General features: G+C 59.7%; 24 protein-coding genes. 19 read left to right on the top strand and 5 right to left on the bottom strand.

Translation table 11 applies throughout. From position 1 onward, the window contains the following. Positions 1-23: 23 nt before the first annotated feature. The 16 genes from iscA (at position 24) to BT204_RS14340 (ending at position 14728) form a co-directional block, all read left to right on the top strand. Complete coding sequence (gene iscA, locus BT204_RS14415) at positions 24-347, top strand: iron-sulfur cluster assembly protein IscA (protein WP_003209680.1); 324 nt, start codon at positions 24-26, stop codon at positions 345-347. A gap of 8 nt (positions 348-355) precedes the next feature. Next, positions 356-877, top strand: coding sequence for a co-chaperone HscB (gene hscB, locus BT204_RS14410; RefSeq protein ID WP_034128027.1), 522 nt, complete (start codon positions 356-358; stop codon positions 875-877). Between the two features lie 51 nt (positions 878-928). After that, positions 929-2791, top strand: coding sequence for a Fe-S protein assembly chaperone HscA (hscA, locus tag BT204_RS14405; protein WP_034128026.1), 1863 nt, complete (start codon positions 929-931; stop codon positions 2789-2791). Positions 2792-2794: 3 nt separating this feature from the next. After that, complete coding sequence (gene fdx / locus BT204_RS14400) at positions 2795-3136, top strand: ISC system 2Fe-2S type ferredoxin (RefSeq protein ID WP_032895388.1); 342 nt, start codon at positions 2795-2797, stop codon at positions 3134-3136. Between the two features lie 14 nt (positions 3137-3150). Further along, on the top strand, positions 3151-3351 hold the full coding sequence (iscX, locus tag BT204_RS14395; RefSeq protein ID WP_034128025.1) for a Fe-S cluster assembly protein IscX: 201 nt from the start codon (positions 3151-3153) through the stop codon (positions 3349-3351). A gap of 92 nt (positions 3352-3443) precedes the next feature. Then, positions 3444-3869 (top strand): nucleoside-diphosphate kinase, encoded by a 426-nt coding sequence (gene ndk, locus BT204_RS14390; protein ID WP_003175956.1) that lies wholly within the window; start codon positions 3444-3446, stop codon positions 3867-3869. Positions 3870-3898: 29 nt separating this feature from the next. Continuing rightward, positions 3899-5047, top strand: a complete 1149-nt coding sequence (gene rlmN, locus BT204_RS14385; RefSeq protein ID WP_003194014.1) for a dual-specificity RNA methyltransferase RlmN — start codon at positions 3899-3901, stop codon at positions 5045-5047. A gap of 12 nt (positions 5048-5059) precedes the next feature. Beyond that, positions 5060-5818, top strand: a complete 759-nt coding sequence (gene pilW, locus BT204_RS14380) for a type IV pilus biogenesis/stability protein PilW (RefSeq protein ID WP_034128024.1) — start codon at positions 5060-5062, stop codon at positions 5816-5818. Continuing rightward, positions 5818-6804 (top strand): RodZ domain-containing protein, encoded by a 987-nt coding sequence (locus BT204_RS14375; protein ID WP_034128023.1) that lies wholly within the window; start codon positions 5818-5820, stop codon positions 6802-6804. Before pilW ends, BT204_RS14375 begins: the two co-directional genes overlap by 1 nt. Before the next feature lie 2 nt (positions 6805-6806). Further along, the gene (ispG, locus tag BT204_RS14370; RefSeq protein WP_003175952.1) at positions 6807-7916 is read left to right on the top strand and encodes a flavodoxin-dependent (E)-4-hydroxy-3-methylbut-2-enyl-diphosphate synthase; all 1110 of its coding nucleotides are present in this window, start codon (positions 6807-6809) and stop codon (positions 7914-7916) included. Between the two features lie 23 nt (positions 7917-7939). After that, positions 7940-9229 (top strand): histidine--tRNA ligase, encoded by a 1290-nt coding sequence (gene hisS, locus BT204_RS14365; protein WP_034128022.1) that lies wholly within the window; start codon positions 7940-7942, stop codon positions 9227-9229. A gap of 41 nt (positions 9230-9270) precedes the next feature. Next, positions 9271-9912: a YfgM family protein gene (locus BT204_RS14360; protein WP_014719816.1), complete on the top strand. Its 642-nt coding sequence runs from the start codon at positions 9271-9273 to the stop codon at positions 9910-9912. Continuing rightward, positions 9905-11056, top strand: coding sequence for an outer membrane protein assembly factor BamB (bamB, locus tag BT204_RS14355; protein WP_057975060.1), 1152 nt, complete (start codon positions 9905-9907; stop codon positions 11054-11056). Before BT204_RS14360 ends, bamB begins: the two co-directional genes overlap by 8 nt. A 139-nt stretch (positions 11057-11195) precedes the next feature. After that, positions 11196-12665 (top strand): ribosome biogenesis GTPase Der, encoded by a 1470-nt coding sequence (gene der / locus BT204_RS14350; RefSeq protein ID WP_016977675.1) that lies wholly within the window; start codon positions 11196-11198, stop codon positions 12663-12665. A 135-nt stretch (positions 12666-12800) separates the two neighbouring features. After that, on the top strand, positions 12801-13949 hold the full coding sequence (locus BT204_RS14345) for a pyridoxal phosphate-dependent aminotransferase (protein WP_072447227.1): 1149 nt from the start codon (positions 12801-12803) through the stop codon (positions 13947-13949). After that, on the top strand, positions 13937-14728 hold the full coding sequence (locus BT204_RS14340) for an amidohydrolase (RefSeq protein ID WP_054897810.1): 792 nt from the start codon (positions 13937-13939) through the stop codon (positions 14726-14728). Before BT204_RS14345 ends, BT204_RS14340 begins: the two co-directional genes overlap by 13 nt. A 168-nt stretch (positions 14729-14896) precedes the next feature. Here BT204_RS14340 and leuA read toward each other — a convergent pair whose 3' ends face one another. Beyond that, on the bottom strand, positions 14897-16576 hold the full coding sequence (leuA, locus tag BT204_RS14335) for a 2-isopropylmalate synthase (RefSeq protein ID WP_014719812.1): 1680 nt from the start codon (positions 16574-16576) through the stop codon (positions 14897-14899). Between the two features lie 43 nt (positions 16577-16619). Between leuA and BT204_RS28150 the strand changes: the two genes are divergently transcribed. Further along, complete coding sequence (locus BT204_RS28150; RefSeq protein ID WP_229999534.1) at positions 16620-16841, top strand: hypothetical protein; 222 nt, start codon at positions 16620-16622, stop codon at positions 16839-16841. A 133-nt stretch (positions 16842-16974) separates the two neighbouring features. Here BT204_RS28150 and BT204_RS14325 read toward each other — a convergent pair whose 3' ends face one another. The 4 genes from BT204_RS14325 to BT204_RS14310 all read right to left on the bottom strand — a co-directional run bounded on the left by BT204_RS14325 (position 16975) and on the right by BT204_RS14310 (position 24424). Continuing rightward, positions 16975-20988, bottom strand: a complete 4014-nt coding sequence (locus tag BT204_RS14325; RefSeq protein ID WP_175550970.1) for a dermonecrotic toxin domain-containing protein — start codon at positions 20986-20988, stop codon at positions 16975-16977. A 330-nt stretch (positions 20989-21318) separates the two neighbouring features. Continuing rightward, entirely contained in the window at positions 21319-22140 is an 822-nt protein-coding gene (locus tag BT204_RS14320; protein ID WP_034128018.1) for a M23 family metallopeptidase, read from the bottom strand. A gap of 3 nt (positions 22141-22143) precedes the next feature. Beyond that, the gene (xseA, locus tag BT204_RS14315; protein ID WP_072447225.1) at positions 22144-23523 is read right to left on the bottom strand and encodes an exodeoxyribonuclease VII large subunit; all 1380 of its coding nucleotides are present in this window, start codon (positions 23521-23523) and stop codon (positions 22144-22146) included. 10 nt (positions 23524-23533) lie between these two features. Next, a complete protein-coding gene (locus tag BT204_RS14310) occupies positions 23534-24424 on the bottom strand; it encodes a LysR family transcriptional regulator (protein ID WP_072447223.1) in 891 nt (296 codons plus the stop codon). A 100-nt stretch (positions 24425-24524) separates the two neighbouring features. Between BT204_RS14310 and BT204_RS14305 the strand changes: the two genes are divergently transcribed. Beyond that, complete coding sequence (locus BT204_RS14305) at positions 24525-25292, top strand: sulfite exporter TauE/SafE family protein (protein WP_072447220.1); 768 nt, start codon at positions 24525-24527, stop codon at positions 25290-25292. 137 nt (positions 25293-25429) lie between these two features. After that, positions 25430-25978: a hypothetical protein gene (locus tag BT204_RS14300; protein WP_005791157.1), complete on the top strand. Its 549-nt coding sequence runs from the start codon at positions 25430-25432 to the stop codon at positions 25976-25978. Positions 25979-26142 lie beyond the last annotated feature (164 nt).

Here is a 26142-nt window from a genome sequence, read left to right as displayed (position 1 = left end):
TGGCGACGAGTAAGGAGTCAACGATGGCTATCAGCATGACAGAAGCGGCTGCGCAGCACATTCGCCGCTCCCTGAATGGGCGCGGTAAAGGTGAGGGGATTCGTCTGGGTGTACGCACCACGGGCTGTTCCGGCCTTGCCTACGTGCTGGAGTTTGTCGACGAGGTGGTTGAAGAGGATCAGGTGTTCGAAAGTCACGGCGAGAAAGTGATCATCGACCCCAAGAGCCTGACCTACCTGGACGGCACCGAACTCGATTTCGTCAAGGAGGGGTTGAACGAAGGCTTCAAGTTCAACAACCCTAACGTGCGCGGTGAATGTGGCTGCGGCGAAAGCTTCAACATCTGAGGCTACTCGTGGGTACTCCTTGTCATTTCGCTTTATTCGAGCTGCAGCCGAGCTTTCGGCTGGACCTTGAGCAGCTCGCCACGCGCTACCGTGAATTGGCGCGTGGGGTGCATCCGGACCGCTTCGCTGACGCTTCCGAGCGTGAGCAGCGCTTGGCCCTTGAGCAATCGGCCAGCCTCAACGAAGCCTATCAGACGCTCAAAAGCCCCGCGAAACGCGCGCGTTACCTGCTCGCCCTGAACGGTGGCGAGTTGCCGTTGGAAGTTACGGTGCACGATCCGGACTTCCTCATGCAGCAGATGCAGTGGCGCGAAGAGCTCGAAGACTTGCAGGACGAAGCCGATATAGCCGGTGTTGCGGTCTTCAAGCGTCGTCTGAAAACCGCCCAGGATGAGCTCAACGAAAGCTTCGCAGCCTGTTGGGATGATGCGGCGCAACGCGAACAGGCCGAACGCCTGATGCGGCGCATGCAGTTTCTCGACAAGCTCACCTACGAAGTGCGCCAGCTAGAAGAGCGCCTCGACGATTAACCCAGTGCTGCCCGTGATGCACGCCTGATAGACAGATAAGACCTGATTACCATGGCTCTACTGCAAATCGCCGAACCCGGCCAAAGCCCTCAACCGCACCAGCGTCGCCTGGCGGTCGGGATTGACCTGGGCACCACCAATTCCCTGGTTGCTGCCTTGCGCAGCGGCCTGTCCGAACCGCTGCCCGACGCCGATGGGCAGGTGATCCTGCCGTCTGCCGTGCGTTATCACGCCGACCGCACTGAAGTGGGCGAATCGGCCAAGCTCGCCGCGTCCGCAGACCCCTTGAACACGGTGTTGTCGGTCAAGCGCTTGATGGGTCGTGGGTTGTCCGACGTCAAGCAATTGGGTGACCAACTGCCGTACCGCTTTGTCGGCGGCGAGTCCCATATGCCGTTCATTGACACTGTCCAGGGGCCCAAGAGCCCGGTGGAAGTGTCGGCCGATATCCTCAAGGTGCTGCGCCAGCGTGCGGAAAACACCCTGGGTGGTGAGCTGGTAGGGGCGGTTATCACCGTTCCGGCGTATTTCGATGATGCCCAGCGTCAAGCCACCAAGGATGCGGCGAAACTTGCCGGCCTGAACGTGCTGCGCTTGCTCAACGAGCCGACTGCGGCGGCTGTGGCCTACGGCCTCGATCAGCACGCTGAAGGCCTGGTCGCTATTTATGATCTGGGCGGCGGCACCTTCGATATTTCGATCTTGCGCCTGACCGGCGGTGTGTTTGAAGTGCTCGCGACCGGCGGCGACAGCGCTCTGGGTGGCGATGATTTCGATCACGCCATTGCTGGCTGGATCATCAGCAGTGCCGGCTTGTCGGCCGACCTGGACCCAGGCGCGCAGCGCAACCTGCTGCAAACTGCCTGTGCGGCCAAAGAGGCGCTGACTGACGCTGCTTCTGTTGACGTTTGCTACGGTAACTGGTCGGCGCCACTGACTCGCGAAGCCTTTGATACGCTGATCGAGCCGATGGTTGCCCGCAGCCTCAAAGCCTGCCGTCGTGCTGTGCGTGATTCCGGTATCGAGTTGGAAGACGTTGGCGCAGTGGTCATGGTAGGCGGTTCCACCCGCGTGCCGCGCGTGCGTGAAGCGGTAGCCGAAGCCTTTGGGCGCCAACCACTGACCGAAATCGACCCGGATCAAGTCGTCGCCATCGGCGCTGCCATCCAGGCCGATACCCTGGCTGGTAACAAACGTGATGGCGGCGAATTGCTTTTGCTCGACGTGATCCCGTTGTCCCTGGGCCTGGAAACCATGGGCGGCCTGATGGAGAAGGTGATTCCGCGCAACACCACCATCCCCGTCGCACGTGCCCAAGATTTCACCACCTACAAAGACGGCCAGACAGCCATGATGATTCATGTGCTGCAAGGCGAGCGCGAGCTGATCAGCGACTGCCGTTCCCTGGCGCGTTTTGAGTTGCGTGGCATTCCGGCGATGGTGGCGGGCGCAGCGAAAATTCGCGTGACCTTCCAGGTCGATGCCGATGGCCTGCTCAGTGTCGCTGCGCGCGAACTGGCGTCTGGCGTTGAAGCCAGCATCCAGGTCAAGCCGTCCTACGGCCTCACCGATGGCGAAATCGCCAAGATGCTCAAGGACTCGTTCCAGTATGCCGGTGACGACAAGGTCGCCCGCGTATTGCGCGAGCAACAAGTGGATGCCCAGCGCCTGCTCGAAGCGGTGCAGGGCGCCCTTGAAGCCGACGGCGAGCGCCTGCTGGATGCCGAAGAACGCATGGTCATTGACCTGCAGATGCAGGAACTGGCCGAACTGATGAAAGGCAACGATGGTTACGCCATCGAGCAACAGACCAAGCGCCTGTCGCAAGTGACTGATGCCTTTGCCGCCCGCCGTATGGATCAGACGGTTAAAGCCGCGCTGGCGGGCCGCAACCTGAATGAAATTGAGGAATAACTGATGCCGCAGGTCACTTTTCTACCGCACGCCGAACATTGCCCTGAGGGCATGGTCGTGGAGGCTGAGACCGGCAAGTCCCTGCTAGACGTCGCCCATGACAACCACATCGAGATCGAAAGTGCCTGTGGCGGCGTCAATGCCTGCACCACCTGTCACTGCATCATTCGTAAAGGTTTCGATAGCCTAAATGAGGCTGACGACCTGGAAGAAGACTATCTTGATCGGGCGTGGGGCCTGGAGCCGACGTCGCGCCTGAGTTGTCAGGCGAAAGTGGGGACTGAAGACCTCACCGTCGAAATCCCGAAATATTCGCTCAACCATGCAGCCGAAGCGCCGCATTGATTCAAGGAAATGTCATGAGCCTGAAATGGGTTGATGTACAAGAAATCGCTATACAACTTGCTGAAGCTCATCCTGAGGTCAATCCTCTTACCGTGAACTTCGTCAAGCTGCGCGACCTCGTAATGGCACTGCCGGATTTCGACGACATCCCTGACCGGGGTGGCGAAAAGGTCCTTGAGGCGATTCAAGGCCTGTGGATCGAAGAAGCAGACTGAGCCGCCTTTTTACGCAGTTAGGCAATACCCAATAACCCGCGTATAATTCGCGGGTTTAATTTTTCGTAAATTACCGTTTCTGGAGTTACACCATGGCTGTTCAACGTACTTTCTCCATCATCAAGCCTGACGCTGTTGCAAAAAACGTCATCGGCGAGATCACCACTCGTTTCGAAAAAGCCGGCCTGAAGGTTGTAGCTTCGAAACTCAAGCAACTGTCCAAGGCTGAAGCTGAAGGCTTCTACGCTGAGCACAGCGCTCGTGGCTTCTTCGGCGACCTGGTTGCCTTCATGATCTCCGGTCCTGTTGTTGTCCAGGTTCTGGAAGGCGAAAACGCTATCGCTCTGAACCGTGAGCTGATGGGCGCTACCAACCCTAAAGAAGCTGCTGCTGGCACCATCCGTGCTGACTTCGCTGAATCCATCGACGCCAACGCTGTTCACGGCTCGGACTCCGAAGCTGCTGCTGCTCGCGAAATCTCGTACTTTTTCGCTGCTACTGAAGTAACCGCTCGCTAAGCATCGGCTTAAAGAGTGAGGGTGAATCCATGACTACATCGACTGTTAAAACCAACCTGCTGGGTCTGACTCAGCCGGAAATGGAGAAATTCTTCGACTCAATCGGGGAGAAGCGTTTCCGTGCCGGTCAGGTAATGAAGTGGATTCACCACTTTGGCGTCGACGATTTCGACGCCATGACGAACGTCAGCAAGGCCCTGCGCGACAAGCTCAAGGCCATTGCCGAGGTGCGTGGTCCCGAAGTGGTCAGCGAGGACATTTCCAGCGACGGTACCCGCAAGTGGGTAGTGCGCGTGGCGTCCGGTAGCTGTGTCGAGACCGTGTACATTCCCCAGGGCAAACGTGGCACTTTGTGCGTTTCGTCCCAGGCAGGCTGTGCCCTGGACTGCAGTTTCTGCTCCACCGGCAAGCAAGGCTTCAATAGCAACCTCACCGCCGCCGAAGTCATCGGCCAGGTGTGGATTGCCAACAAATCCTTTGGCAGCGTCCCGGCGACCGTCGACCGTGCCATCACCAACGTGGTGATGATGGGCATGGGTGAGCCGCTGCTGAACTTCGACAACGTGATTGCGGCCATGCACCTGATGATGGACGACCTGGGCTACGGCATCTCCAAGCGCCGTGTGACCCTGTCGACCTCCGGCGTGGTACCGATGATCGATGAGCTGGCCAAGCACATCGACGTCTCCCTCGCGTTGTCGCTGCACGCACCTAATGACGCATTGCGTAACCAATTGGTGCCGATCAACAAGAAATATCCGCTTAAGATGCTGCTCGAATCGTGCCAGCGTTATATGGCGACCCTGGGTGAGAAGCGTGTGCTGACCATTGAGTACACCATGCTCAAGGACGTCAACGACAAGCTGGAGCATGCGGTCGAGATGATCGAATTGCTCAAGGACACCCCGTGCAAGATCAACTTGATCCCGTTCAACCCGTTTCCTCATTCTGGCTACGAGCGGCCGAGCAACAACGCCATCCGTCGTTTTCAGGATCAACTGCACCAGGCCGGCTATAACGTCACTGTGCGAACCACTCGTGGTGAAGACATCGATGCCGCGTGTGGCCAATTGGTAGGGCAGGTGATGGACCGCACCCGCCGCAGTGAACGTTATATCGCCGTGCGCGAACTTAACGCCGCTGAAGATTTGCCGCAAATCGCTGTGAATCGAATCTGAGAGAGGATCTCTATGCCCTTGCGCCTTGCGCTGCTTTTACTGTTTACCGGCCTCGTGGCCGGTTGCGTTTCATCGGGTCATGACAGCCCGTTGCGCACTGATAAAGGCCGTGATGAGGCGCGAGTTGCCTATGTGCAACTGGGTTTGGGGTATCTGCGCCAAGGCATGAGCGAGCAGGCCAAGGTGCCGTTGAAGAAGGCCCTTGAGCTGGACGCCGATGATGCCGATGCCAACGCCGCGCTGGCTTTGGTGTTTCAGGCTCAGGCCGAGCCCGAGCTGGCCGACCGCTATTTCCACAAGGCCCTGGCCTCCCGCCCTGCCGATCCGCGGCTGCTGAACAACTACGGCAGTTTCCTGTTCGAGCAGCAACGGTACGACCTGGCGTCACGTTATTTTCAGCAAGCCGCCGCCGATACCCTCTACCCGCAGCGTTCGCGGGTGTTCGAGAACCTCGGTGTGACCTCGATGCGCCTCGGTCAGCGCGACAGCGCTCGCCAGCAGTTGGAAAAAGCCCTGCACCTCAACAGTCGCCAGCCACGGGCATTGCTCGAAATGGCTGAGTTGTCTTACGAAGACAGGCATTATGTGCCAGCACGTGACTATTACGAGCGTTTTAGCCTGCTCAGCGGGCAAAATGCACGTAGTCTATTGCTCGGTGTGCGCCTGGCGACGGTTCATGAAGAACACGACACGGCCGCACGTTTTGGCCAGCAACTCGAACGACTCTATCCCGGTACGCCGGAATATCAGCAATACCTGTCGGAGCAATGATGAAAGCCGCGCACCCGGAAGATGTAGCAGCTAATCGCGTCAACCCAGGCGAAACCTTGCGCCAGGCCCGCGAAAGCAATGGTTGGTCGCTGGCTGAAGTGGCCCTCAAGCTCAATTTGACCAGTACCTCGTTGGCCAATCTGGAAGCCGGCGCGTTCGACAAGCTGCCTGGGCACACTTTTGCCCGCGGCTATATCCGCGCTTATGCAAAATTGCTGGGTATCGACCAGGCCGTGCTGGTCCAGGAGTTCGACCAGTTCACCGGCACCGATGCCCAGGGCAGTAATGTCCATGGGTTGGGGCGCATCGAAGAGCCTACGCGCGTTTCCCATACCATTTTGCGGATTGTCAGCCTGTTGTTGCTGATTGCCGTGGTCGGCGGCGGTTTTGTCTGGTGGCAAGACCAGACCTCCCAGCGCAACAAAGACCTGACCAGCAACGCCATGGAACATGTCGAAGTCGAAAGCGCCGACGGCACCACCCAGATTCACCCCCTGGACGAGCCGGAAGACCAGGCCGTGGTAGAGGGGCAAGCTGCGCCGCAAGCGCCGGCCACTGCCGAACAACCCGCGCCAGACGCCGGCACGGCCCCTGCTGCGGTACCGGCTCCGGCTGTTCCGACCGCTCCGGCAGCACCTGTGGCCCAGGCTCCGGCGGTTCCGACGCCTGCACCTGCGACCCCTGCGCCAGCCGCACCCGCAGCGCCGGCGATGTCGCCTCCCACCACTCCGGCGTTGATCGCCGGTGACGGGCGCGTACAAATTACCTTCATCGCTGACTGCTGGACGCAAGTTACCGATGGCAACGGCAAAGTGCTGTTCAGCGGTTTGAAGCGTAAGGGCGATACGCTTGACCAGGGCGGCAAGCCTCCTTTGACGCTGCGTCTGGGCTTTGCCCGTGGCGCGCAAGTGGCCTACAACGGCCAGCCTGTAGACGTGGCGCCGTTCACCAGTGGCGAGACTGCTCGCCTCAAGTTGGGACAATAGTCATGCACGGCGAATCTCCAATCAAACGTCGCGTATCGCGCAAGATCTGGGTCGGCTCGGTGCCGGTGGGTGGCGACGCCCCCATTGCAGTGCAGAGCATGACCAACAGTGACACCAACGATGTGGCTGCCACCGTTGCCCAGATCAATCGTCTGGAAGCGGCTGGCGTGGACATCGTGCGGGTGTCCGTTCCGGACATGGACGCAGCCGAGGCCTTTGGTCGTATCAAGCAGTTGGTCAAGGTCCCACTGGTTGCCGATATTCACTTCGACTACAAGATCGCGTTGCGCGTGGCCGAACTGGGTGTGGACTGCCTGCGTATCAACCCCGGCAACATCGGGCGTGAAGACCGCGTGCGTGCCGTGGTGGACGCTGCCCGTGATCGCGGTATTCCGATCCGCATCGGCGTCAACGCCGGCTCCCTGGAAAAAGACCTGCAAAAGAAATACGGCGAGCCCACGCCGGCGGCGCTGGTTGAGTCGGCACTGCGCCACGTTGAACACCTTGAACGCCTGAATTTCCAAGACTTCAAGGTCAGCGTAAAGGCCTCGGACGTGTTCATGGCCGTAGAAGCCTATCGCCTGCTGGCCAAGGAAATCGTGCAACCGCTGCACCTGGGTATCACTGAAGCGGGCGGTTTGCGCTCAGGCACAGTGAAATCTGCTGTGGGTCTCGGTATGCTGCTCGCCGAAGGGATTGGCGATACTATCCGCATCTCCCTGGCGGCAGACCCCGTAGAGGAAGTGAAGGTCGGCTACGACATTCTCAAGTCCCTGCGTTTGCGTTCCCGTGGTATCAACTTCATCGCCTGCCCGAGCTGCTCGCGGCAGAACTTCGACGTGGTGAAAACCATGAACGACCTGGAGTTGCGCCTGGAAGACCTGCTGGTGCCGCTGGATGTCGCAGTGATCGGTTGTGTGGTCAACGGGCCGGGTGAGGCCAAAGAGGCCCACGTGGGCCTGACGGGTGGCACACCGAACCTGATTTACATCGACGGCAAACCGTCGCAGAAGCTAACGAATGACAATCTGGTGGATGAGCTGGAAAAGCTGATCCGCGAGAAAGCGGCCGAGAAGGTCGCCGCTGACGCAGCGCTGATCGCTCGCGGCTGATTGAACGAATTTAAGGATCTGATGTGAGCAAGTCTCTGCAAGCCATTCGTGGCATGAACGACATCCTGCCGGAGCAGACGCCACTGTGGCGCTACTTCGAAAGCACTGTCGCGCGCCTGCTGGATAACTACGGTTACAAGCAGATCCGCATGCCGATCGTCGAGTTCACCGAGCTGTTCAAGCGCTCCATCGGTGAAGTGACCGACATCGTCGAAAAAGAGATGTACACCTTTGAAGACCGTAACGGCGACTCCCTGACCCTGCGCCCGGAAGGCACTGCCGCGTGCGTTCGCGCCGTACTGGAACATGGCATCACCGGTGGTGGCCAGACCCAGAAGCTGTGGTACATCGGCCCGATGTTCCGCCACGAGCGCCCGCAGAAAGGCCGTTACCGCCAGTTCCACCAGATCGGTTGCGAAGTGTTCAACCTGGACGGCCCGGACATCGACGCCGAGCTGATCGTGCTGACCTGGCGCCTGTGGGGCCAACTGGGCATCCGCGATGCGGTCAAGCTTGAACTCAACAGCCTGGGCACCAGCGAGTCCCGGGGTCGCTATCGCGAAGCCCTGGTCGAGTACCTGTCGGCCCACCTGGACAAGCTGGACGAAGACAGCCAACGCCGTCTGAAGACCAACCCGTTGCGCGTGCTGGATACCAAGAACGCCGACACCCAGGCCGTGCTGGTCGATGCGCCGAAAATGGCTGATTACCTGGACGACGAGTCCCGGGTGCATTTCGAGGGCCTCAAGGCTCGTCTGGATGCAGCCGGTATTCCCTACGTGATCAACCCCAAGCTGGTGCGTGGCCTCGACTACTACAGCAAGACCGTGTTCGAGTGGGTCACCGACAAGCTCGGCGCCCAGGGCACCGTGTGTGCCGGTGGTCGCTACGACGGCCTGGTCGAACAAATGGGCGGCAAGCCGACCACGGGCGTAGGCTTTGCCATGGGCATCGAGCGGCTGATCCTGCTGCTGGAAACCCTGGAGCAGGTCCCGGAAGAAATTTCCCGTCAGGTGGACGTGTACCTGTGCGCCTTCGGCGAGGCTGCCGAACTGGCGGCCCTGGCCTTGAGCGAAAAAGTACGTGACCAACTGCCCAACCTGCGCCTGCAGATCAATGCCGGCGCTGGTAGCTTCAAGAGCCAGTTCAAGAAGGCCGACAAGAGCGGTGCGCTTTACGCACTGATCCTCGGCGATGACGAGCTGGCCCAGCAAGTGGTAGGTTTCAAACCCCTGCGTGGCCAGGGTGAACAACAGAACATTGCCTTTGATGCGCTCGCTGCGCACTTGGCCACCTGCGTCGTGCAGGGTTGAAGCTGTCGAACAGCCGAATTTAGCGATTAAGGAGTATTGGGGTGTCGAGTACTGATGATGAGCAACTGGCCGAGTTCAAGGACTGGTGGCAGCGTAACGGCAAGCCCCTGGTCACTGGCGGCCTGCTGGCTTTAGTGGTGGTGTTCGGCTGGCAAGCCTGGACCAAGTATCAGGCCAACCAATCCCAGGGCGCTTCGATCGTTTATCAGCAATTGCTGGAAACTACCCTGACGCCGGACGGCAAGCCTGACCCTGCGCAGGTGGCGGACCTGGCCGGCAAGCTGAAGAACGAATTCGGCGGTAGCACCTACGCCCAGTACGGCAGCCTGTTCGTCGCGAAAGTCGCGGTCGATACCGGCAAGCTGGATGACGCCGTCACCGAGCTGAAGGCCATTGCCGACAAGCCGACCAACCCGACCCTGGGTGAAATCGCACGTCAGCGCCTGGCACAGGTATTGGCGGCACAGAACAAGGCTGACGAAGCACTCAAACTGCTCGACGGCGATGCTGACAAGGCATTCGTGGCCACTCGCGAAGAGCTCAAGGGCGACCTGTTGGTCCAATTGGGTCGTACCGACGAAGCCCATGCTGCGTACCAAAAAGCCAAGGCGGCGCTGTCTGATGAAGCGGCGGTCGGTGGCTTACAAATCAAGCTCGACGACTTGGCCAAAGGGGATGCGTGACGTGATCCGTTGGAAACATGCAGCATTGCTGGCTCTGGCCGTTTTGGCCGCGGGTTGCAGCAGCAACAGCAAAAAAGAACTGCCTCCTGCCGAGCTGACCAGCTTCAAGGAAGAAGTGGTCCTGCAAAAACAATGGAGCCAATCCATTGGTGATGGGCAGGGCGACCTCTACAACCTGTTGCAGCCGGCGATTGACGGCGACAGCATCGTGGCTACTGATTCCACTGGTGTCGTGGTTGCCATGGATCGCATGAACGGCGACGTCAAGTGGAAGAAAGACCTCGAACTGCCGGTTTCCGGCGGTGTGGGCGTCGGCTACGGCATGGTGCTGATCGGTACCCTCAAGGGTGACGTGGTCGCGCTGGACTCCAGCACCGGTGAAGAGAAGTGGCGCGCTCGCGTGACCAGTGAAGTGCTCTCGGCGCCGGCGACCAACGGCGATATCGTCGTGGTGCAAACCCAGGACGACCGCGTGATCGGCCTGGATGCCTCCACCGGCGACCAACGCTGGTTGTACGACAGCACCCCTGCGGTGTTGACCCTGCGCGGTACCAGTGGTCCGATTGTGACCAACAACCTGGCCGTTGCTGGCCTGTCGACCGGTAAAGTGGTTGCCCTGAATACCCAGAACGGCGTGCCGGCCTGGGAAACTCGTGTGGCCATCCCGCAAGGTCGTTCCGAACTGGATCGCGTTGTAGACATCGACGGCGGCTTGCTGCTGTCGGGTGAAACCCTCTACGTCGCCACCTACCAGGGGCGTGTTGCCGCGCTGGACCTGCAAAGCGGTCGCATCAACTGGCAGCGTGATGCCTCCAGCTATGCGGGTGTCGCCCAAGGGTTTGGCAGCGTCTATGTGAGCCTGGCATCCGGCACCGTTGAAAGTGTGGATGAGCGTTCCACCACTGCACTGTGGAGCAATGACTCCCTGGCTCGCCGTCAACTGTCGGCACCGGAAGTCTTCTCCAGCTACGTCGCGGTCGGTGACTTTGAAGGCTACCTGCACCTGCTGAGCCAGGTGGATGGTCGTTTTGTCGGTCGCCAGCGTATCGACAGCGACGGCCTGCGTGCGCGTCCGCTGGTGGTGGGTAACATGCTTTATGTGTATGGCAACGGCGGCAAGCTGGAAGCCCTGACCATCAAGTAAAGGTTTGACTATGCTTGGGGTAACCCCCAGGCGGCCCTGCTTCGGCGGGGCATGCGGCATCTGACGATGCTGCCCCGAGCACCAGCCGCTGCCCTGCAGCGGCTTTTGTATTTTCTGAAATAACGAAGTGGAGAGCCGCATGGTTCCCGTAATCGCCCTGGTGGGCCGACCTAACGTCGGCAAGTCCACCTTGTTCAACCGCCTGACCAGGACTCGCGACGCCATTGTCGGCGACTTGTCCGGTCTGACCCGTGATCGCCAATACGGTGAGGCAAAGTGGCAAGGGCGCTCCTACATTATTGTCGACACCGGTGGTATCTCCGGTGACGAGCATGGCATGGACGAAAAGATGGCCGAGCAGTCGTTGCTCGCTATCGAAGAAGCCGATGTGGTGCTGTTCCTGGTGGACGCCCGTGCGGGCTATACCGCCGCTGACCAGATGATTGGCGAGCACCTGCGCAAGCGCAACAAGCGTTCCTATCTGGTCGCCAACAAGATCGACAACATCGATCCTGAGGCCGCCCGTGCTGAATTCAGCCCGATGGGCCTGGGCGATGCGATTCCGGTCGCCGGTGCTCACGGCCGCGGCATCACCCAGATGCTGGAAATCGCCCTGCGCGACTTCCCAAAGGATGATGTCGAGGAAGAAGAGGGCGAGGAAGAGATCGTCGCTGAAGGCGAGGAAGCCAAGCGCATTCCTGGCCCGAGCGAAAAAGACGGTATCAAGATCGCTATCATCGGCCGCCCGAACGTCGGCAAGTCGACTCTGGTCAACCGTATGCTCGGTGAAGACCGCGTTATCGTCTACGACCAACCCGGTACCACCCGCGACAGCATCTACATCCCGTTCGAACGCAACGAGGAAAAGTACACGCTGATCGACACCGCCGGTGTGCGCAAGCGCGGCAAGATCCACGAAGAAGTTGAAAAGTTCTCCGTGGTCAAAACACTGCAGGCGATCAAAGACGCTAACGTGGTGATCTTCGTGATGGACGCCCGCGAAGGCGTGGTGGACCACGACCTCAACTTGCTGGGCTTTGCCCTGGAAGCCGGTCGTGCCCTGGTCATCGCGATCAACAAGTGGGACGGCATGACACCGAGCGAGCGTGATTTCGTCAAGATCGAGCTGCAACGTCGGCTGTTCTTCGTCGAGTTCGCCGATATCCACTTTATCTCGGCACTGCACGGCACCGGCGTGGGCAACCTCTACGCGTCCGTACAGAACTCGTTCAAGTCCGCGGTTACCCGCTGGCCGACCAACCGCCTGACCCAGATCCTGGAAGATGCGGTGGGCGAGCACGCGCCGCCGATGGTCAACAACCGCCGGATCAAACTGCGTTACGCCCACTTGGGTGGTGCCAACCCGCCGATTATCGTGATCCACGGTAACCAGATCGAGAAGGTGCCCAAGTCCTATGTGCGTTACCTGGAAAACACCTACCGCCGTGTCTTGAAACTGGTCGGTACGCCGATCCGTATCGAGTTCAAGGGTGGCGAGAACCCATACGAAGGCAACAAGAACACACTGACTGACCGTCAGGTGAACAAGAAGCGTCGTTTGATGACTCACCACAAGAAGGCCGACAAGAAGCGCCGTGATAAAAAATAACGGCAGTTTCGAGTTGTAAGCTACAAGCTGCAAGAGAGGGCTCCTTTGGAGCCCTTTTTTGTGCCTGACGGTTTGCCCCTTGACCTGCTTGCAGCTTGCAGCTTAAAACTTGCAGCTCACCCGAAGGGGGCTCCCATGATCACCAGTAAGCTGCCAAACGTCGGCACGACCATTTTCACCACCATGTCGCAACTCGCCGCCGAAACCGGCGCGCTCAATCTGTCCCAGGGTTTTCCCGATTTCAATGGTCCGCAGGGTTTGCTCGATGCAGTGGGTAAGCACATCGCCCTCGGTCATAACCAGTACGCCCCCATGACAGGCCTGCCGGTGCTGCGTCAGCAAGTGGCGGCCAAGATCGCCCGCAGCTATGGCGTCACGGTGAATGCCGACACTGAAGTGACCATCACGCCAGGCGCCACCGAGGCGATTTTTTGCGCCATTCAGGCGGTGATTCGCAGCGGTGATGAAGTCATCGTGTTCGACCCCAGCTATGACAGCTACGAGCCTTCGGTTGAACTGGCCGGTGGCCGCTGCGTGCATGTGCAACTGAGCCTGCAAGGCTTCGCCCTGGACTTCGAGGAACTCAAGGCTGCGCTTTCACCGCGTACGCGCATGATCATCCTCAATAGCCCGCACAACCCCACCGGTGCATTGATCAGCCGTGTCGAGCTGGACCAGTTGGCCGAACTGATCCGCGACCGCGATATCTACCTGGTCAGCGATGAGGTCTACGAGCACCTGGTATTCGACGGTGTGCCCCACGTCAGCGTATTGGCCCATCAGGAACTGTATCAGCGCGCATTCGTGGTCAGCTCATTCGGCAAGACCTATCACGTCACAGGCTGGAAGACCGGCTACGTGGTCGCGACACCGGCCCTCAGCGCCGAACTGCGCAAGGTGCATCAATATGTCAACTTCTGCGGCGTCACCCCTTTGCAGTACGCTTTGGCGGACTTCATGGCCGAACACCCGGAACATGTCGAAGAACTGCCGGCCTTCTATCAGGCCAAGCGGGACCTTTTCTGCGACCTGTTGGCGCCATCGCGCTTGAGCTTTACCCGGGTGACCGGCACTTACTTCCAACTGGTGGATTACTCGCAGATACGCCCAGACCTGGATGACGTCGCCATGTCCCTGTGGATGACCCGCGAACATGGCGTGGCGACCATTCCGGTTTCGGTGTTCTACCAGCACCCACCCCAAGGCCAGCGCCTGGTGCGCCTGTGCTTTGCCAAACGCGAGGAGACGTTGCGACAAGCGGCGGAAAAACTATGCGTGATCTGAGTGTACTGCCCAATCTGAACATTGCCTTGGTGCAGACGAGCCTGGCCTGGCATGACCGGCATGCCAATTTCGAACACTTCGAGTTGCTGCTGGAGCAGGCCAAAGGCGCCGACTTGATCGTGCTGCCAGAGATGTTCACCACCGGTTTTTCGATGGAATCAGAAGCTCTCGCCGAGCCGGAAAACGGCCCCACCCATCATTGGCTCCAGGCCCAGGCGGCAAAGTATCAGGCCGTGATTACCGGCAGTGTGATCATCCAGGCCGCCGATGGCAGCCACCGCAACCGTCTGCTGTGGGCGCGGCCGGATGGTGAGGTGTTGCATTACGACAAGCGCCACCTGTTCCGCATGGCCGGTGAACATGACCACTACACCCCAGGTGAACGTCAGGTGCAGTTCGAGTTGAAGGGTTGGCGCATTCGCCCGCTGATCTGCTATGACCTGCGCTTCCCGGTGTGGAGCCGCGACGCCCAGGATACGGACCTGCTGCTGTACACCGCCAACTGGCCGGGCGCTCGGCGTCAGCATTGGAATCGGCTGTTGCCGGCGCGGGCCATTGAGAACCTGTGTTACGTGGCGGCGGTGAACCGGGTGGGCACCGACGGCAAGGGGTTTGCCTACACCGGCGATAGCCAGGTGTTGGATTTCCAGGGTGAAACCTTGCTGAGTGCAGGGGAAGCGGACGGGGTGTTCCAGGTGATCCTGGATGCGGCGGAGCTGGCGGCTTACCGTACACGATTCCCGGCGAATCTGGATGCCGATAGCTTTCAGTTAGTCTAAGGCTCTTAGATTGTTCCCACGCTCTGCGTGGGAACGCCTCTTGGGACGCTCTGCGTACCGCTTCTAAGGGCGGACGCAGAGCGTCCAGGGCTGCATTCCCACGCAGAGCGTGGGAACGATCAGGCCCCTGGATTCTCACCCAGGGGCCTTTTGCATTTCAGCAGTCGGTTACGCCGCTTTGGCTTCCAACTGGCTCAACGAACGGTTCAGCGCACTGAACAGCGCCTTGAAGCTGGCGGTAGTGATGTTTTCATCGATCCCCACACCATGCACCGGGCGTTCGCCGTTCACGCGCAGTTCAATATAGGCCGCCGCCTTGGCATTGGTACCCGCACCAATCGCGTGCTCGTTGTAGTCCATGATCTCCACGCCAATCGGCAGGCCCGCTACCAGCGCTTCCAACGCACCGTTGCCTTTGCCCTTCCAATGCAGGTTGGTTTCGCCCTGGCCTTTGCCGGAGACTTCCACCTCGACAAAGCTGTTGCCGTTCTCTTCCTGCAGGCGGTGGCTGACCAACGCATACGGCGTGTTGGCTTGCAGGTATTCACGCTGCAGCAAGGCGTAGATCTGTGGCGCGGTCATCTCCAGGCCCACGCGGTCGGTTTCGGCCTGCACCACCTGGCTGAACTCGATCTGCATGCGACGCGGCAAGCTGATGTCGTATTCCTGCTCCAGCAGGTAGGCGATACCGCCTTTGCCCGACTGGCTGTTCACGCGGATCACCGCCTCGTAGCTGCGGCCAATATCGGCCGGGTCGATCGGCAAGTACGGCACTTCCCACAGCGCATCGTCTTTCTGCTGCGAGAAGCCTTTGCGGATCGCGTCCTGGTGTGAACCGGAGAACGCGGTGTGTACCAGGTCGCCCACATAGGGGTGGCGTGGGTGCACCTGGATCTGGTTGCATTCCTCGACCACTTTGCGCACGCCGTCAATGTCCGAGAAGTCCAACTGCGGGTCCAGGCCCTGGGTGTACATGTTCAGTGCCACGGTGACCAAGTCGACGTTACCGGTGCGCTCGCCGTTGCCAAACAGGCAGCCTTCCACACGGTCGGCGCCGGCCATCAGGCCCAACTCGGTGGCCGCCACGCCAGTGCCACGGTCGTTGTGGGTGTGCAGGCTGATAATCACGCTGTCGCGACGGTTGATATGGCGACCGAACCACTCGATCTGGTCGGCATAGATATTCGGCGTGGCGCACTCGACGGTGGCTGGCAGGTTGAGGATCATCTTGTGCTCAGGCGTCGGGTTCCACACCTCGATCACCGCGTCGCAGACTTCCTTGGCGAACTCCAGCTCAGTGGCGCTGAAGGTCTCTGGGGAATATTCGAAGGTCCACTGGGTTTCCGGCTGCTGGGCGGCGTATTTGACGAACAGCTTGGCGGCGTTGACCGCGATGGCCTTGATGCCGTCCTTGTCCTGGTTGAATACGATGCGGCGGAACGACGGCGAGGTGGCATTGTACAAGTGCACAATGGCTTTCTTGGCGCCGCGCAGGGATTCGAAGGTGCGTGCGATCAAGTCTTCACGGCCCTGGGTCAGCACCTGGATGGTGGTGTCCTCGGGGATGTGGTTGTCTTCGATCAGGGTGCGCACGAAGTCGAAGTCGGTTTGCGACGCGGCCGGGAACGAGGCTTCGATTTCCTTCACGCCAACGGCCACCAGGGTCTTCCAGAAGCGCAGCTTTTTCACCGCGTCCATCGGCTCGATCAGCGACTGGTTGCCATCACGCAGGTCGGAGCTGCACCAGATAGGCGCTTGGGTGATGGTTTTCGACGGCCAGGTACGGTCCGGAATGTCGATGGTGGGGAACGCGCGGTACTTCGAAGACGGGTCTTTGAGCATGCTCATCGGGAAATCCTTGGTTGTAGGGGCCGAGAAAAGGCGGCCTGCCGTGGAACTGTTATTGGGGATAAAACTGAGGGCGAGGCAGATCGATTCAGCCTGGCAGTCGTGCGCTGACAAGGCACAGGCTGCGGTGCTGGCGGAGCTGAATGAGGGTGTGAGAGGTTTTCATAAGCCCAACCCTAACCGTGGCCAAGTGAGATGGCAAGGTGGTCAGGAAAAATTGATAGATTTTCTGTATAAAACAAGCTTTATGAATATTTATTGCTAACAGTGTCTTGTTTTCTTCACATTGTTGCGCTGCTGTAGGTGGTGGCGCAATTTTGGTGATGAGGTTTTCCCGTGGCGCCGCATGCGGCAGTGAAGGGCTCACCATCGCGCAAACAACGCACGACGGTGATTACTCAAATCACTTTATGGAAGATCTGATAATCCCCTGCCGTAAAGCTATCCGTGACGTTGGCCCCGGGATCCCTTGGTATTGACGGGCCGCTGATGGCAACACTCTTGTTGAATGCTTTGTCCGGGTAAACGCCTATGCCCACCCCTCCAGTGAGTTCCGCCAGACCTGGAACGTTTCGGGCTGTGTTCATATGGGCCCGGCCTACCAAGGCGAGTACTTTTTCGCCCGGCTTGCGTGTTTCCAAGATACGGGTCGCGAAGTAATTGAATTCTTGCAGGCGCGTAATGCCGTTGTCGTTGTCCCCAACGTACTTGTAGAAATCGGGCATATCCGATCGGCGGGTCAAGTAGTGGTGCTCGAGGGATTTGACGGTGATTCCATTGTCACTGGCAAGTTGAACCAGTTCCGAGAGCGTGGGAGACGCGCCTTGAGGACGGTGGCCACCCATGCCCACATCCATGAGCTGGCCCGCGGCATTGGTTTCGACACCTTCAATATAAAACGTGGTAACCCCCGACTCTTTGAGGGCCTGCATATTCTCTTTGAGCATCTGGAAACTGGCGATTTCGTTATGGCGCTCGCCCAGTACCACCACATCAGTGATTTCGTAGGCCTTACGCAACAGGTCGGCCGGCGAGGTGCCGGGTGCGAGCTCCAGCCGGGACGGGCGCGGCGGCATCTGGCCTTGAGTGAGCATGTTCTTGTAGAAGTTATACAAATCCCGCCTGAACCAATACCTGGCCAGTGGCAGGGTTTTCGGGGTGAAGTCTGCTTCGACCAGCCGCCCTCTGTTGAGGCTGAAATACTCGGCGTCTGGTAACGCTGGTCGGGCAGGGGCCTCGGCGCCTGTCGTCGAAGCTCCCGGTGTCGGCGTGGGGGCTCCACCGGGCAGTTGGTTCAGGCGCCATTCACCGTTGCCCGCATGTTGTACAGAGGCGACGATTCTGCTGCTTTTGGGCGCAGTTGCTGGGACGTTCGGGTCGATGATATTGACCCAGCCACTGCGAGCGTGAAAGGCTGAATCGATCTGATAAACCCTGCTCACGCGGGTACTGTCGGTAAATCGGATGAACCACTCGTCGCCAACGTTATAGGTACCGTCACTCCTTAGCGTCCGGCCGTTGATCATATCGCCAGGCCTGGCGTACGCACTCAAGTCGCGCTCGGGAATGACGGCGTCGTTGGGCGTGCGTGAGCCAGCGATAGTGTTGCCGGTGCTGGCTAAGGGTCGTGCCGGCACTGGGCTGACGGGCGCAGGCAGTGCTCTTGGCCCTGGGCGCGGGGTAATCGCGCCTGTCGCCGTCGACGACTTGAATACCGGGCGTAGGGGGGCCGCGCGAACATTGGAGATACCCGCCGCAGACAGGGTGAAATCACTGTAGATCGCCCGTCCCAGGCCGGGTCTTTTGATCAGGTGCGGCAACACTCTGCTGTTGGCGCGCAGTGCGCTGATGCCGGCTTTGCCCAGACGAAAACCCGCAGACACGCCTTTGCCAGCCACCGGTATCAGGTCGGTAAAGATCAATGCCACTTCAATGCCGAACTCGATTTTGTTCTTGAGCGATTGCCGTGCGACCTCCGCACTGCTTACGGACTGGTGGTCCGCTCGGTCGATCGCCATCTGTACGTGTTGCTTGTACAGATGGTCTTGGAAATCACCTTTTATGGGCTCAAGGCGAGTGGCGCCTCCCAGCAGCTTGATCGACGAGACCGCCAGCTCGGGTGACATCAATTTCGTTGGGCTGTACGCAGCTTCTTTAAGCGCTCCCTTGAACTGATCGACCTCATCTTTACTGACGGGTGATTTTCTTTGCGCGATATAGGTTGCCCACTCTTTTTTCTCCAGGAGGGTGTCGAGGGCCTTGTGGTCCGCGACTTCGCGATAAGTAATGCCGTCGGGAGCCTTGGGGGTGTACAGCACCAGCGATGGATCTGTCTGGTTGCCGATCACCATCACGCCCTGCACCGCTAGCCCCCTGTGGAGCAGGCTGTTGGCGACGATGGTTTTCCCATCGACTTGAGGGCGGGTGGCCGGGTCGGGGTGAGTCAGTACCGCATCCGCCCACTGCGCCGCGCGTTTATGGATGTTGTCGCTGGCCAGTTCCGTATAGGCGTCGGGGCTGAGTTCTGCCAGAAACGCCTCTTTGTCCATCGCGTCTGCCAGATGAGCTTTCCACGCTGTGCGCAAGTGCACAGCGCTCCCCGATTGGGCATCTGGGGCCATTTCCTGTTTGAGCAGTTTGGTGTATTCGCCACCGACATCGGCGGTATTGACCAGTGCCTTGAGATCGTCGGTATCCAGGGTAACCGGCTTGCCGCTCAGGTCTCGTACGGGCTTGCCGTGCTTGTCGCGCAGAGGCAAGGTCATTTTCTCATCGGTGTATACACCTCTTTCGACGGCAGGGAAGCCACTGGGATTCTTCAGCGCCAAGTCGGTCAGGGACACCGCGTCTTGTTTCGAATAGAGGGGTTGGCCAGTCCCTCTGCCGCCGTGGATGGCGGTGCGGGTGTGGACCTGCACCATGAGTTGATCCGCATCGATTTCTGCTGCCGGGTATCGCTGTTTGATGGCTGCATTCAGGCGGTCACGGGCGAAGGTGTTCAGCGCCGGGATTTTTTCAAGCAGGGGCGTCAGCGCATCCAGGCTCCGTTCCTGCGCCTTGTCCAAGTGCAAAAACAAGGCTTCTTGAAAGTGGCTTAGATTCTTCAACCATTCGGGTTGGAGTTTGTCGGTCAGTTTGGCGTCCCGGGCCAGCATGGCGTTGGTGCCATCGGTGAGGTACGACCAGTCGGCCGCATTATCGATACCTTCCAATGTGGCACTGTCGAGAAGGGGGTTGACGGTTTTGCCTGGCGCCAATGCTGTGCTCAGGTGGGTATTAATGTCTGCCCGCTGGCGTTTGAGCATCCAGGGGATGGATTGCGCCAACACATCCCCGGCCGATGGCTCGACACTGGACATCAGATCTTTTCCGGTAATAGGGTCGGGCCTGTTTTGCAGAGCCGGGGGCAGGCCTTGCAGCAGCAACTTGGCCTCGACACCTCCCTGGTCCAGGCGGCTGGCCAAAGCCTGGCGCGCCTGGGCCGGCGTTGCGAATTCCTCGAAACCTTCGCTGGGCGTGTACATCACGACGGGGCCATTGTCATCGTTGAGCGCAAGTGCGCGCCCATTCGGCCAGGTGGGCGGCGTAGCATAGGAGCCGTCTTTTCGGGTGATGAGAAAGGCCCCTGGCAGCATCGCGCCATGTTCCGTTTGGTCATCCACAGTAACGGGGTACACCCCTAAGCGATCACCGTCGGTGAAGCGTTTTTCCCGGTCTTGCAGGGTGGGGTAGCGCAACGCGGAGTCGATCAGGCCTTTGCCGGTCGCGCTCAGGGTGCCATCGCTCAGGCGCAGTGAGGCGAGGATCGACAGCTGTTTTTTGTGCAGGAACAACAGTTGCTCTTGCGGCGACATCTGGAGAGTCGGCTGATTTTCCACCGGCCGCGGTGTGCTCCAGTATTCTTCAAGCGCCTGCGGGTATTGCGTGGCAATGCTGCGAGCAATGGATTGCAGCGTGCCTTCGGTAAAGGCCGGTACCGCCATGTCGGCAATGGTTCGTCGATAAGTGAATTCAGTGCTTATGCCTCGCTCCGGGCGCATCAACGCATTCGGGTTGGCCTGGATGTCGCGGATCATCCTGGCCAGTGCAGCCATCAGGGGCTCTGAAGAGGCCAGTGATTCGCGTCCATCGCCCACTCTGTAGCGATTGAAACTGAACATGTCCGGATTCAGCGGCCTGATCGCGGGGAAGGCCTCCTCAAGTTGCGACTGTACAAAGGCCTTGAAGCCGGGTTGCTGGCTATGCAGGCGTTGCTTGTCTTCGGTCAGCAACGCGTGTTCAGCGGTGAACTGTGTTTCATTGCTGGGTTTGAAATGCTTCACCAACTGCGGGTATCGCATTTTCGCCGGGGTTATACCTGACGAGGCGGGAGTAGGCGGGTCATCGGGGGCGTAATTGGCGGCGGCGGGCAAGGGGGCTGATGCAGGTTGTTGCAGAGTTGCGGGTGGTGTAGGCGGGCTGGTCGGGGGGGTACCGGGTGAGGCGTGAGATGAGGTCAGGAGGTTTTGCGAATGTCGCTCTGACAGTGCTGGGGTAAGTGACATGGAAAGAGTCTCATGGGAATTGGATCTCCAATGCTCAGGTCCTGCTCATTACGTCCGTGTAAATCGCTGGTTGAGTGAGTCTCGGGTGTCGGATGGTTCATCGCAAAAGTGTAAGAAGATCACAATGCATTGCAGCGAACCTCCGGCAGATCAGGCGCCAGCGCAGGAAATCACTGACGCCCCTCACGGCCACGGTATTCAGGGTTGAAACGCGCCGATAAAAATCGCCGGATCTACCCGTGCATCATTCAGGCTGACGTTCCAGTGCATATGCGGCCCGGTGGCCCGGCCTGTCGAGCCGACTTTGCCGACTACCGCACCGCGCACCAGTGGCTGACCCACCTTCACATCGATCTTCGACATATGGCAGAACATGCTGATAAAGCCCTGGCCATGGTCGACAAACACGGTATTGCCGTTGAAGAAGTAATTGCCGACCAGAATCACCTTGCCATTGGCGGGTGTCTTGATCGGTGTGCCGGCCGGTACGGCGAAATCCAGGCCCGAATGCGGGTTGCGTTCTTCACCGTTGAAGAAGCGGCGCACCCCGAATTTGCTCGAAAGCGGCCCGTTCACCGGTTTATCCAGCACCAGGTTGCTAGGCAGGTTCGGGCTGAAGCTGCGGTAAGCCTTGAGCTGCACTGCCAGTTCGCCTTCGATGCGCTTGAGCTGAGCCGGGTCAGGGTTGACCTGGCTCTTGTTCTTCAAAGTAATGCGCTGTTCCGGATACTTCTTGTAACCGACGATAAACGGCAGGTTGCGCCCCCCGCTGCTGATGCGCTCGTTGCCAGGCTTGACCGTTAACGGGATACCGACAATCGCCAGCCAGTTGTCCTGCTCCTTGACCACCAGCACCGGCTTGCCCTGGTAGGTGGCTTTCGGCGCCGTGGCCGAAGGGCCTAGTTCGACGACGGCCACGCCGCCTGGCACCGGTTTGTTCAGGGTTCGCGTGATGTAACTGTCGGCGTGGGCATTAAATGTGAGGCACAACAGTATCAACAGGCTCAGTAGGCGTGGCATCGATCAATCCAATAATGAAAGGGTGACGGGTGTCAGGTGGTTGTCTTCCACCCGCACTTGCAATTGGCCTTCACCCAGGCGCGCGGTGAGGCGCTGGCCGGTGTGGGTTTGTGCGGCATTGCGAATCGCCTGGCCGCGCTCGTCCAACAGGATGCTGTAGCCGCGGCCCAGGGTCGCCAGCGGGCTGACCACCTGCAATGTCTGCACTTGGCTCTGCAGTTGCAGACGCCGAGCCTTGAGACCTTCACGCATGGCGCGGGGCAGGCGTTCGGCGAAGCTGTCCAGGCGCTGGCGCAACAGTGCCAGTTGACTGCCGGGGTGCTGGCCGGCGAGGCGGGTTTCCAGGCGGATCAAGCGCTCGCGACGGGTATTGAGGCTACGCTCAAAGGCGCGGCGCAAGCGCATGTCCAGGTCATCCAGGCGCTGGGCCTGCTGGCGCAAGCGCTCGCCCGGGTGACGCAGGCGCCGGGCCATGCCTTCCAGGCGCAGGCGGCTGTGGCTCAGGCGGTTGCGCATCAGCATCACCAGGCGGCGCTGCAGGTTTTCCACTTGACGCACCAGATGGCTGGCGTCGGGAGCCAGCAACTCGGCGGCGGCGGAGGGAGTAGGGGCGCGGACGTCCGCCACGAAGTCGCTGATGGACACATCGGTTTCATGACCAACGGCACTGACGATAGGGGTAACGCAAGCATCAATTGCGCGGGCCACCACCTCTTCGTTGAAGCACCACAAGTCTTCAAGGGAGCCACCGCCACGGGCCAGGATCAGCGCGTCGAAACCCCGGGCGTCGGCGAGTTTCAGCGCCCGCACGATCTGCGGGATTGCTTCGCGGCCTTGCACGGCGGTAGGGATCAGGGTCAGTTCAACATTCGGCGCGCGGCGGCGGAACACGCTGATGATGTCGCGAATCACCGCGCCGGTGGGCGAGCTGATAATGCCGATGCGCCGAGGATGCACCGGCAGCGCCACTTTGCGTTCGGCACTGAACAGGCCTTCGGCGCTCAGCTTTTCCTTCAGTGCATCGAAGGCAAGGCGTAGCGCACCATCACCGGCCGGCTCCACGGTATCGAGGATCAGTTGGTAATCGCCGCGGCCCTCGAACAACGAGACCTTACCGCGCACCTTCACCGCCAGCCCGTCCCTCAACGCCTGGCGTACGCGTGCAGCGTTGTTGCGAAACAGCGCACAACGCACCTGGGCGCCACTGTCCTTGAGCGTGAAATACACATGGCCGGAGGCTGGGCGAGCGAGGTTGGAGATCTCGCCTTCCACCCAGATATTGGTGAACACGTCTTCCAGCAACACCCGCGCACGGCCGTTGAGCTGGCTGACAGTCAGGACTTCGCGGTCCAGGCCCAAACGGGCAAAAGGATCTTTAATCATGGGCGGCAGTTTATAGGCATTCGTGCAGGGTTTGACAGAATTGCTCCACCAGCGCGCTTGGCGCTTGCGCACAGGCCAGGGCTACGGTGCTGTCGCAGTCAGGGTCGGCCAAGGGCAAAAATTGCACGTTGGGCGGGGCGATGTCCTGCATGGATTTTGGTAGCAAGGCAATACCGAAACCGGCCTGGACCAATTGCAACTGCGTGGTCTTGCGCGACATCACCCGCGCCGCCTTGGGGAAAAAACCTGCACGCATGCACAATTCAGCCGACAGATAACTCAGCCCGCCGCGTTGAGGGTGGGGGATCGAGATAAACGCCTCGTCCTTGAGTTGCATTAACTCGACCGCTGCGTTGCCGCGTGCCAAGGGATGACCCGCAGGCACTGCCAGCGCCAACGGCTCGGTGTACCAAGGCACCACGCGCACGCCTTCGCGCTGGCGCAACACCGGCAACCGCAGCAGGCCGACGTCCAGGCGGCCCTCGGCGATTTCCTCCAGTTGGGCTTCGGAGGAGAGTTTGACGATATCCATCGACACACCCGGGCAGCGCTCCAGCCACGTGCTGATGCCTTGCAGTAACGCGCCGCTCATCGGCACGGTGCTCGAATGGCTCAGGCGCAAGGTGCCGAGTTGGCCCTGGCCCACTTGTGTCGCCAGGTCGCTGGCCTTGAGCAACTCACTCAGCAGGTTGCGCGCCCGTGGGTAGAAGGCTTCGCCGGCGGCCGTCAGCCTTGGCTGGCGTGCAGTGCGTTCGAACAGTGGGGTTTGCAGTTGAGATTCAAGCTCCTTGATCTGCCGGCTCAAGGCTGATTGCGCCACGAACAGGCGCTCGGCGGCAGCACTGAAGCTACCGCTGTCGGCGATTTCGACGAAATAACGCAGTTGCCGGGTGGAGATCAAGAGTCATGCCTTTTTGAGATGAGTAGTGAGCCTGGAAGATATTAGTCGCAACCCTTGCCGATGGCTAAAGTGAACGGCATCTCAATAGAAGGAATAAGTCATGAGCCCCGTTGAGCTGATGAGCCAGTGGACTTTCGGCGGTATTGATTGGCTGGTGATCGGCCTGGGCGTGACGGTGGCTTATATCGTGTTCGGCATTGCCGGTTTCGGCACGGCGCTGGTGGCGGGGCCCATCCTGATTTTATTCATGCCGCTGTCGAAGATCATCCCGTTGCTGGTGCTTCTGGACTTTGTCGCGGCGTTTGGCGGCCTGCTGCAAACGCGGCGCGATGTGAACAAGCCGGAACTGTTGCGGTTGCTGCCCTGCATGGCTATCGGCTGCACCCTGGGCGTAGTGTTTTTGCTCAACCTGCATTCGGACCTGTTGCTGCTATTGATGGGGCTGTTTATCAGTGCCTACGCGATTTACAGCCTGGCGGTGAAAGCACGACCGACTCAGCTGGCGGCGGGCTGGTCGATTCCCATGGGCACCGTTGGCGGCCTGTTTGGGGCGCTATTCGGCAGTGGCGGCTTCTTATATGCGATTTACCTGAACAGCCGTTTGCCCAAGGACGCTGCGCGGGCTACGCAAAGCGCGCTGATCAGTTGCAGCACGGTCGTGCGTTTGAGTCTGTTCCTGATTGCCGGGGTGTATGCAGATTTGCCGTTATTGATGTTGGCGGTTTGCCTGTTGCTGGCGATGGCCCTGGGGTTGTGGTGTGGGCGCAGGCTGACGATGCGGCTGTCCCGTGAGGCGTTCGTGCGGTTGGTGACCTGGCTGGTATTGGCCAGCGGTATTGCGTTGATCGGACGGTATTTGAGTACTTGACCTGATTTTTTCAGGGATTAAGCTGCCGTCCTCCCGGGCGTCATCGCGGGCAAGCCCGGCTCCCACATTGGAATGCGATCACCTGTGGGAGCCGGGCTTGCCCGCGATGGCGCCAATAGCCACACCGCAGGACTCCCATGAACTCCCAAAGCATCCTTGTCCCGAAAATCTCCACCTTGCCGGTCCACGAACCCCGCGCCCGGGCGATTGTGCGCTGGCTGGTGCGCAAGAACATCATCAAGGAAGAGCTCACCACTTGCGGGCGTACCGGCAACCGCATGGGCTACGCCCTGGCCGATGGTGCCCGCGCGGTGGTGCTGCACCCCGAAGCGCTGCCGTTCAACGAGCCGGTCAATGGCCTGGAGATCATCTACAAGCGTTGCATCTATACCCCGGCCAAGGGGTTCCTCGAAGAAGCGGGCTGCCCGGAGTGCCTCAAGGAAGTCGGCGAGGCGCTGTTTGAAAGCCTGGAAGACTGGATGCCTGGCCACACCGATAACTTCACCTGCCCGCTATGTGGGCATGAAGACGACATCAATGGCTTTCTGTTCCTGCAGGAATGCGGGTTTTCCAACCTGGGATTCATTTTCAACAACTGGGCGGAGGCGGGCTTTAAACAGAGCTTTATCGACGAGTTTGCCGATTGGCTCGATCAAAAAATGAGCTGGGTCAAAGTCGAACTGTAACTTTTTGCCGAACACGATCGTTCCCACGCTCCCGCGTGGGCAACGCCGCATGGGACGCTCCGCGTCCCGTTGTTGTCGGAGATTTTGAATCCTGCCCCAAGGCGACGCGGAGCGTCACCAGAGGCATTCCCACGCCGAGCATGGGAATGATCGGGGCGATGAAA

The sequence above is a fragment of the Pseudomonas sp. NFPP02 genome (assembly GCF_900119355.1).
Taxonomy (GTDB): domain Bacteria; phylum Pseudomonadota; class Gammaproteobacteria; order Pseudomonadales; family Pseudomonadaceae; genus Aquipseudomonas; species Aquipseudomonas paracarnis.
This window is presented reverse-complemented; position numbering and strand designations above follow the sequence as displayed.

Bases quoted from the DNA above. Each gene is read 5' to 3' on its own strand.
- iscA (WP_003209680.1), top strand. From the start codon at position 24: ATGGCTATCAGCATGACAGAAGCGGCTGCGCAGCACATTCGCCGCTCC.
- hscA (WP_034128026.1), top strand. From the start codon at position 929: ATGGCTCTACTGCAAATCGCCGAACCCGGCCAAAGCCCTCAACCGCAC.
- fdx (WP_032895388.1), top strand. From the start codon at position 2,795: ATGCCGCAGGTCACTTTTCTACCGCACGCCGAACATTGCCCTGAGGGC.
- iscX (WP_034128025.1), top strand. From the start codon at position 3,151: ATGAGCCTGAAATGGGTTGATGTACAAGAAATCGCTATACAACTTGCT.
- ndk (WP_003175956.1), top strand. From the start codon at position 3,444: ATGGCTGTTCAACGTACTTTCTCCATCATCAAGCCTGACGCTGTTGCA.
- rlmN (WP_003194014.1), top strand. From the start codon at position 3,899: ATGACTACATCGACTGTTAAAACCAACCTGCTGGGTCTGACTCAGCCG.
- pilW (WP_034128024.1), top strand. From the start codon at position 5,060: ATGCCCTTGCGCCTTGCGCTGCTTTTACTGTTTACCGGCCTCGTGGCC.
- BT204_RS14375 (WP_034128023.1), top strand. From the start codon at position 5,818: ATGAAAGCCGCGCACCCGGAAGATGTAGCAGCTAATCGCGTCAACCCA.
- ispG (WP_003175952.1), top strand. From the start codon at position 6,807: ATGCACGGCGAATCTCCAATCAAACGTCGCGTATCGCGCAAGATCTGG.
- bamB (WP_057975060.1), top strand. From the start codon at position 9,905: ATGCGTGACGTGATCCGTTGGAAACATGCAGCATTGCTGGCTCTGGCC.
- der (WP_016977675.1), top strand. From the start codon at position 11,196: ATGGTTCCCGTAATCGCCCTGGTGGGCCGACCTAACGTCGGCAAGTCC.
- BT204_RS14345 (WP_072447227.1), top strand. From the start codon at position 12,801: ATGATCACCAGTAAGCTGCCAAACGTCGGCACGACCATTTTCACCACC.
- BT204_RS14340 (WP_054897810.1), top strand. From the start codon at position 13,937: ATGCGTGATCTGAGTGTACTGCCCAATCTGAACATTGCCTTGGTGCAG.
- leuA (WP_014719812.1), bottom strand. From the start codon at position 16,576: ATGAGCATGCTCAAAGACCCGTCTTCGAAGTACCGCGCGTTCCCCACC.
- BT204_RS14320 (WP_034128018.1), bottom strand. From the start codon at position 22,140: ATGCCACGCCTACTGAGCCTGTTGATACTGTTGTGCCTCACATTTAAT.
- xseA (WP_072447225.1), bottom strand. From the start codon at position 23,523: ATGATTAAAGATCCTTTTGCCCGTTTGGGCCTGGACCGCGAAGTCCTG.
- BT204_RS14305 (WP_072447220.1), top strand. From the start codon at position 24,525: ATGAGCCCCGTTGAGCTGATGAGCCAGTGGACTTTCGGCGGTATTGAT.
- BT204_RS14300 (WP_005791157.1), top strand. From the start codon at position 25,430: ATGAACTCCCAAAGCATCCTTGTCCCGAAAATCTCCACCTTGCCGGTC.